The organism is Vibrio sp. 1078-1, assembly GCF_033340475.1.
Genome location: NZ_JAWOWM010000286.1, coordinates 1 through 743 on the forward strand (window position 1 = coordinate 1; position 743 = coordinate 743).

A 743-nucleotide genomic window follows, 5' to 3' on the forward strand; every position below is an offset into this window, starting at 1 on the left:
CTGTTACCCTAGGGGCAGATTTTTACACATTAAGGATGTTGTATGTCAACCGAGGACTTTTCTGTTTCGGAAATATGCCGAGAAGCGGCAGTGATGGTCAGAAGGAACCTACTCGCAATTGTCATTGCTTGTATTCCATTAATCATCGTGCACTCAATTTTTGTGTTTATGTATCCTGAAATGACGGGGCAAGATCAAGCGAGCGTCCAAGAAGGAAACATCACGGGATTTTATTTCGTCACAATCGTTTTATACCCACTTGTTGCTGCGATGGCTGCTGTGCGTGTGCACCGGATTTATTTGGTTAGCGATTACATGCACTCGGCGTTGGATGTGTTTCGTTTGTCGGCCCGAGAATTCCGTTTCATTGGCTGGTGGATATTGTTTGGACTGATGATGATGCTCGTCATTGGTATCCCAATCTTTGTATTGTCGTTTATCTACATTGCAGAAAGCGGTGAACCCGATTTTGTCGCCATGGCGTTTATCACAACAGTTGCAAGCATTCCAGGCTATTGGGTGATGGCGCGTTGGTCGTTTGTTCTGCCAGCGACCGCAATGGATCATCAGCCGCGCAGTTTGCGTCGTTCATGGAACAAAAGCAGACCATACAACAAGCAAGTATTCATTTTGATGGGATTAATTCCATTAGGTGCAGGATTACTCAGTCAGCTTATCTTTAGCCACTTTACGAATTTCTTCATGCTGAGTTTTGTTGGCGTTGCCTATGGTATTTTCGGCGC

General features: G+C 45.1%; 1 protein-coding gene. It reads left to right on the top strand.

Going from position 1 to position 743, the window contains the following annotated elements; genetic code table 11:
- Positions 1-42: 42 nt before the first annotated feature.
- The coding region (locus R7190_RS27135) for a sugar transporter (protein ID WP_318137836.1) at positions 43-743 on the top strand (701 nt) is incomplete at its 3' end.